This is a genomic window from Stakelama portus, assembly GCF_003171655.1.
In the GTDB taxonomy this organism is placed as follows: Bacteria; Pseudomonadota; Alphaproteobacteria; order Sphingomonadales; family Sphingomonadaceae; genus Sphingomonas; species Sphingomonas portus.
Map to the genome: position 1 here is coordinate 1 of NZ_QFZL01000013.1, position 5,186 is coordinate 5,186.

Below are 5,186 nucleotides of genomic sequence, written 5' to 3' on the forward strand. Positions count from 1 at the left end.
CCGCCTCGGCTTCCTTCAAAATGCCGATGATCTGCTCTTCCGAAAACTGCTTCCGCTTCATCCGTCCGTCCCTTCGTCGGGTCGGACTCTAGCTCCAACTGGAGGAAAAAGCGGGGGTCACGTCAGGACGATGGTGCCGGGCCTGCGTTTGGCGATGGTCGCGATCATGGCCTTGAGCCCGCCACGCTGGTTGGATTTGCCGGTCATGTCATCGCGAAACACGGCCACGACCTCATAGCCTTTCCGCTCGGCATATTCGCGGCAGGCGGTCTCCTGCGATTCAAGGCCGTTGCCGTCCGCGACCTGACGCTTGGATGATACGCGGGCGTAAATGATGGCCTGTTGTTCTGTTCTGGCTGTCATGGGCCATTCCTTCCTGCCTTATCGTTGGCGGTTTTGTTGAAAGAAGGGAGTAGCTTCACTCTCGATTCTACTCTGCCGGACCCGGCGATTGAATCGAAATCCAGAGTTATCCCCAAGCCATTTGCGGTCTGCGGTTCCCCGAAGAAGTGCCGGGCGAAGCAACTCAGGATATCGACCAGATACTCGAAATGCCTGCGGCCCTCGGTTTCCTCCATGCCAAGCTCGTCATAGAACGAGCGGTAGTCGTCATAGGGCAATTGCATGGTCGTGATTCCTGTTCGCGGCGTCACCCGCGCAGCAGAATGTTGATGTTGGGGAAAGCTACATGCCCGTTGCTGCCCTGCTGGGGGCTTAGATACGCAAAAGCCCCGCCGTTTCGGGCGAGGCTCTATCGATCTGGGTGCACTGGTAGCGCATCTAACCGTAATGGAACATATTTAGATCAGAAAGTCTAGGAATATATTCCGAAATCGAAATATGCCGCATTGATATGCCTAAATATCACACTCCCTCTTGTGCCACAATCATGGCATTGTCGTTTAATATCCAACTTTCTCTACCAGTTCTCAAGAAAATTGGTCAATCACCCACCAGAGTACCGTTATACACTGTATCTGAAGGCGTGCCATCGGTACTGTCGGGGCCCCTCCATTGCAAAAGTAACGTATTTGTTCTATCTTTTGAATATGACAACTTTACTACGTTATCGTTATGTAGAACTTTTTCAACCCAATCCATATGCATGCATGGCCATGGATATTTTCCCCATCCGCCTGATAAGTTAAGGTCCGTGTTTGCAGCATAGATTCGCGAGAAATCGTCCGATGAAGTTAGCTGCAGCCTTTGCACGCATTCGCCGAACCGCAGCAACAGTTCATCTGACTGACCATTTCGGTAGATCCGAACTGTCAAGTTCCCAGGTAGAGCCTTCGGTGGCTTACCATCCGTGATCGCCATTCCAGCCCACGACTGCGTGATCGGAAACGGATTGAAAGGACCCGTCGGCGCCGCCATTCGTTCTGGGGTCGATGGGGTCGGCGTTGGAGACGAACCTCGGAGCGGAGCACACGCATCCGGTTTTGCATCAATTAAGCAGGAACCGTACTGCGCGGCGTCGAGAGAAGTGGATCGCCATAGCATTAAATTAAAAACTAGAAATGCTCCTGCTAGACCCCAGAGAACAGCCTGATAGCGCTTTGCTCGAGAACTGTCCGGCACAGCAAAGCCGATTGAGCCTAGTAGGATGGCAGCGACTGCGGTGAGCAGCGAAATGTCGCGCACGATATTATCCCTTCTTAGCCCAGTTTTTCATTTGTCTCTAAGCTGTCATGACCAGCCTCGCTCGCAACAACGAGTATGTAACAATATCCAGATCTAGCAAGTCGTGTATCTGATCCGGCAAAACGGGGGTGTAGGCAAGGCAGGAATTGGAACATAGGTTGCCGGAACGGGCAATTTCAAACACCACTATAGCCTTCCACACGGTGCATTTTTCTTACCTGATGCTGCGGGTAATGCGCCAGATGCGCTGGAACATCGTCCGTTATCACCCGCGCCGATTTGCTCACGATCAAACCCGGCAGTTTCACGAGATCGGCGGGAGGGTGGAACGGGTTCGGTAGCCATTTGCCGTTGAGGTCGCGCTGCTCGAAATACGGCCTTTTCGTCGCATAGACGGGCGGCAGATTGAGGCCGGAGATAAATTCGATCATCCGATCTTCCGGCATCGCCAGGATTTCATCCGGGGTCATGAGCGGGCGCTGCATCATCGAGCGGTGCTGCGCCGCCTCGCGGTAGTGGATGTAGTCAAACGCCGCGTTAGCATCGCCCTCAAACAGGAACCGGTTGAGCGCGTGCATCTGCTGCCGGTGCGCGCCCTCCTGTTGGAGAGCGTCGTCGAAGCTCAGGCTCTGGTTTCCCAGCATGTTCGCGACCAACTGCGCGGTCTGATAGTCGCGCACCCCGAAGAACATTCGCAACTGTGCCGACCCGATGAAGCTCTGCAACGTTGCCGCGTCGAAATTTCGGATGATCTGGCCCACGTCCTGAAACACGGCAAAGGTTCGGACGCCTTCGCCGCGTCCAAAGGTGAAGGCCGAGAGCAGGGACTCAAAGCGGCCCATTTGCCCGGCCTCATCCACGATCATGGTGAGGCGCGGTGCATCGGGCGCGCGGCCCTTATAGAGGCGGCTGACGGTAAAAAGGGTGCGCAACAACGAAGACCATTGTGCGACATATTCCATTGGCACGTTCACGAACAGGCTCGCGACCTGATGCGGGTTGACCAGATCGGCGAGCGAGAAGTCCGGTTCGTCCAACGAGTCCATCAAAGTGGGGTCGTTCAGAAACCCGAGCTGACCCTTAATGGTGCCGAGGATCGCGCCGAACTCCTTCGGCACGTCGCGCTGCTTCTGCCACATTTCCGCGGCACCTGTGCGCACATCGCCGTGCTTCGATTGCTCCATGGCGCTGAGCTGCGCATCCCAGAATACGGCATTGCCCTCGATCGCGTTCAGCACGTCGCGCAGCATCGGAAAACTGGCCCTTCCGTGCTGCTCAACGAGCGACTTGATCAGCAGCTCGATCCACTGGCGGGCGCGAAGCTCGAAATAGTGCCCGTTGGCGCTGCCCGAGAGCGGAATCAGAGAAGCGGCGATGAAGCCGCAATCGGCGTGAAAGCACGGATCGGCCTCGTTCAGGATGTCGAGCGGGTTGAGCCGGTGGCTGGGAAGAATGTGCGGGTGTAGCCGGGCAGGGTTCCAGCAATAGGCGTAGGCATCTTGTGCCGCGAAATTATGGATGGTGACGGCGGCCAGTTCGCCGCGGGGGTCGAGCACCCAAAGCCGCTGGTTTGCGCAACGGATAATCGCTTCGATCAGGACATCGCGCGATTTTCCGGCGCCCGCGCCCGCTACGATCAGGCCGGGGGAATCTGAATCGAGCCGCATCAGACGGTTGGCGCTGTAGCCGATAGGGAAGCCCTTACCTCCGAATAATCCCGCTCGGGCTTTTCCCGCGTCCTCAGCCCATCTTGCGCTACCGAACCGGTCGCGCTCCGCATTCACCATGGCCCTGTCCTTTCGCTGCAAAGAAAATGGGCGGCGATCGCTCCCCGCCCTTGAAGGTCTGTTGGTGGTGGTCGTCGCTTATCCTGCGCACTGACCGAGAAGGACGAGTGCGCCGATGATGACCCCGACGATGGCCCATCCATTGACGCCTTCCGGCTCCTTCGGACCCCATTCGATGGTGCCGCGTTTCGGCTCCCACTCTCTTTGCTTCGCCATTCATGGCCTCCTTGGTTGCTCCCGCGTCACTGCGGTGCCCGACTGATAAAGCGCTGCATCTGGTCGGTTGGGGGGGTAGGTCAGGCCAGTTCCCAATATGATGCCCGCAATGAATGCGAGCCACACGATCAGAGGCCAATCGGGCTGAGGGCGATGCGGCACGCAGGTCGTGCGCCCGCCGCTACCCATGGGGATGATTGTCATAGTGCTCCTTTCCACAAATCGGGCGACCGGCCCGATTTCTGGCTCTGCGAAATAGAGATGCTCGGAAGGGAGGATGGGGGGATAGCCTCAGAACAGGCTATACTGCCTGCTGCGCTCAAGGTGAGTCTGCCATTCCGGCTTGGCCGCTTCCTCGTCGAGCCATGCGACTACCTGCGCGACCACATCGCCGCCGAGCGCTTCGATGGTGCCGGGCTGATGAAAGTGCGAGCGGTATCCGGTCTCGGTGATCGGGAGCGGTGCACGCGGCGGATTGAGGCTGCGGATTTCGAGATGGGCAATCAAGCCCCATTTGAGCGGGACGTAGATGGCTTCCATCTCGATGCCCCGCCATGCGAAGCGATGCGTTTCCGTTGCCATGTCAGTGGCTCCAGAAAACGTGGACTTCGCCAAAGTCGGTCTCAAAGGCGAGAACATCCGAGATCTCGAGATCACGCGCCATACGGTCGTAGTCGATGTAAGAGGCAAGGTTCGCGGGAGCGGCCTGTGTCTCTTCGCTCAACTCCCGCGCAAAATCCGAAACGGATTCATACTCGCCCGCATAGCGATCCTCGATGGCGCTGCGCGCTTCATCCAGACTACCGAAATAGGAGAGCAACTCGCCCGCCAGCTTGCCGTGCTGGCCGATGAACGCGGCAATCGCGGCCACATCCTCCAAGCCCTCATATTCGGAGAACTGGTAGCCCCCGAAACCCTCATAATCGTGAATGGCCCATTCTTCGGCATCGGTGATCGGAGAGGCGCGAAGCATCGCCGCCACCTCGTCGTAAATCCCCCAAGCGTCCTGCCGCGCATTGATCCAGCGGCCATGCAGCCTGCCGTTGTTGTAGGAGGCCAGACAGGCCACATAAATTCTGATTTCGTGTTCTTTCTCCATTTCAAATCCTCTGGGAATGGGGTTGCTCATGAACCCCTGCTTCCGGCGAGGATGGGTGTGCGAACGGAGGCGGAAATCGACGGCGGGCGCAGCCGCTAGCGGCGAGCCTCGGGAGACCGTCTATTTTCGGTGAAGTGCGCCGAGGGCGAAGCCCTAAGCCCTTGCGCGAGGGATTGAAGCCGAATGGCCGAAACCGATTACCGGGTTCGGTTTACGAAAGCCCGGCCCTGAGGGGCGCACGAAATACCCACAGACTTGGATGCGATGATCGAATGGGTCCATTGCTATGCGATGCGGCGTCGCATTATCTTCTCTAGGTTGTGAACCCATAAACGGGGCGTCGGTCCTAAGCGTCATTTCAAGATTGTGCATCACCATACCAGCGCGACCGGTCCGCCACTCGAGACAGCTGTTTGACAGGCTTCACACAGGTCCTCTGC

Annotated in this window: 6 protein-coding genes; all 6 read right to left on the bottom strand. The window is 57.5% G+C overall.

Annotation, left to right across the window (positions count from 1 at the left end; translation table 11 throughout):
- Nucleotides 1-117: 117 nt before the first annotated feature.
- Nucleotides 118-363, bottom strand: coding sequence for a recombinase family protein (locus tag DKB74_RS18430; protein ID WP_109809667.1), 246 nt, complete (start codon nucleotides 361-363; stop codon nucleotides 118-120).
- Nucleotides 360-626, bottom strand: coding sequence for a hypothetical protein (locus DKB74_RS18435; RefSeq protein ID WP_109809668.1), 267 nt, complete (start codon nucleotides 624-626; stop codon nucleotides 360-362). The genes DKB74_RS18430 and DKB74_RS18435 overlap by 4 nt, the downstream gene beginning before the upstream one ends.
- A gap of 1,194 nt (nucleotides 627-1,820) precedes the next feature.
- Entirely contained in the window at nucleotides 1,821-3,431 is a 1,611-nt protein-coding gene (locus tag DKB74_RS18440; RefSeq protein WP_109809669.1) for a type IV secretory system conjugative DNA transfer family protein, read from the bottom strand.
- A 78-nt stretch (nucleotides 3,432-3,509) separates the two neighbouring features.
- Nucleotides 3,510-3,647: a hypothetical protein gene (locus DKB74_RS18745; protein ID WP_154670839.1), complete on the bottom strand. Its 138-nt coding sequence runs from the start codon at nucleotides 3,645-3,647 to the stop codon at nucleotides 3,510-3,512.
- 291 nt (nucleotides 3,648-3,938) lie between these two features.
- Nucleotides 3,939-4,229, bottom strand: coding sequence for a hypothetical protein (locus DKB74_RS18445; RefSeq protein WP_109809670.1), 291 nt, complete (start codon nucleotides 4,227-4,229; stop codon nucleotides 3,939-3,941).
- Nucleotide 4,230: 1 nt separating this feature from the next.
- Entirely contained in the window at nucleotides 4,231-4,776 is a 546-nt protein-coding gene (locus tag DKB74_RS18450) for an antirestriction protein ArdA (protein WP_239987608.1), read from the bottom strand.
- Between the last annotated feature and the right edge of the window lie 410 nt (nucleotides 4,777-5,186).

What these genes read in the sequence shown, in the direction of transcription:
- DKB74_RS18430 (WP_109809667.1), bottom strand. Translation starts at nt 363, where the DNA reads ATGACAGCCAGAACAGAACAACAGGCCATCATTTACGCCCGCGTATCA.
- DKB74_RS18435 (WP_109809668.1), bottom strand. Translation starts at nt 626, where the DNA reads ATGCAATTGCCCTATGACGACTACCGCTCGTTCTATGACGAGCTTGGC.
- DKB74_RS18440 (WP_109809669.1), bottom strand. Translation starts at nt 3,431, where the DNA reads ATGGTGAATGCGGAGCGCGACCGGTTCGGTAGCGCAAGATGGGCTGAG.
- DKB74_RS18745 (WP_154670839.1), bottom strand. Translation starts at nt 3,647, where the DNA reads ATGGCGAAGCAAAGAGAGTGGGAGCCGAAACGCGGCACCATCGAATGG.
- DKB74_RS18445 (WP_109809670.1), bottom strand. Translation starts at nt 4,229, where the DNA reads ATGGCAACGGAAACGCATCGCTTCGCATGGCGGGGCATCGAGATGGAA.
- DKB74_RS18450 (WP_239987608.1), bottom strand. Translation starts at nt 4,776, where the DNA reads ATGAGCAACCCCATTCCCAGAGGATTTGAAATGGAGAAAGAACACGAA.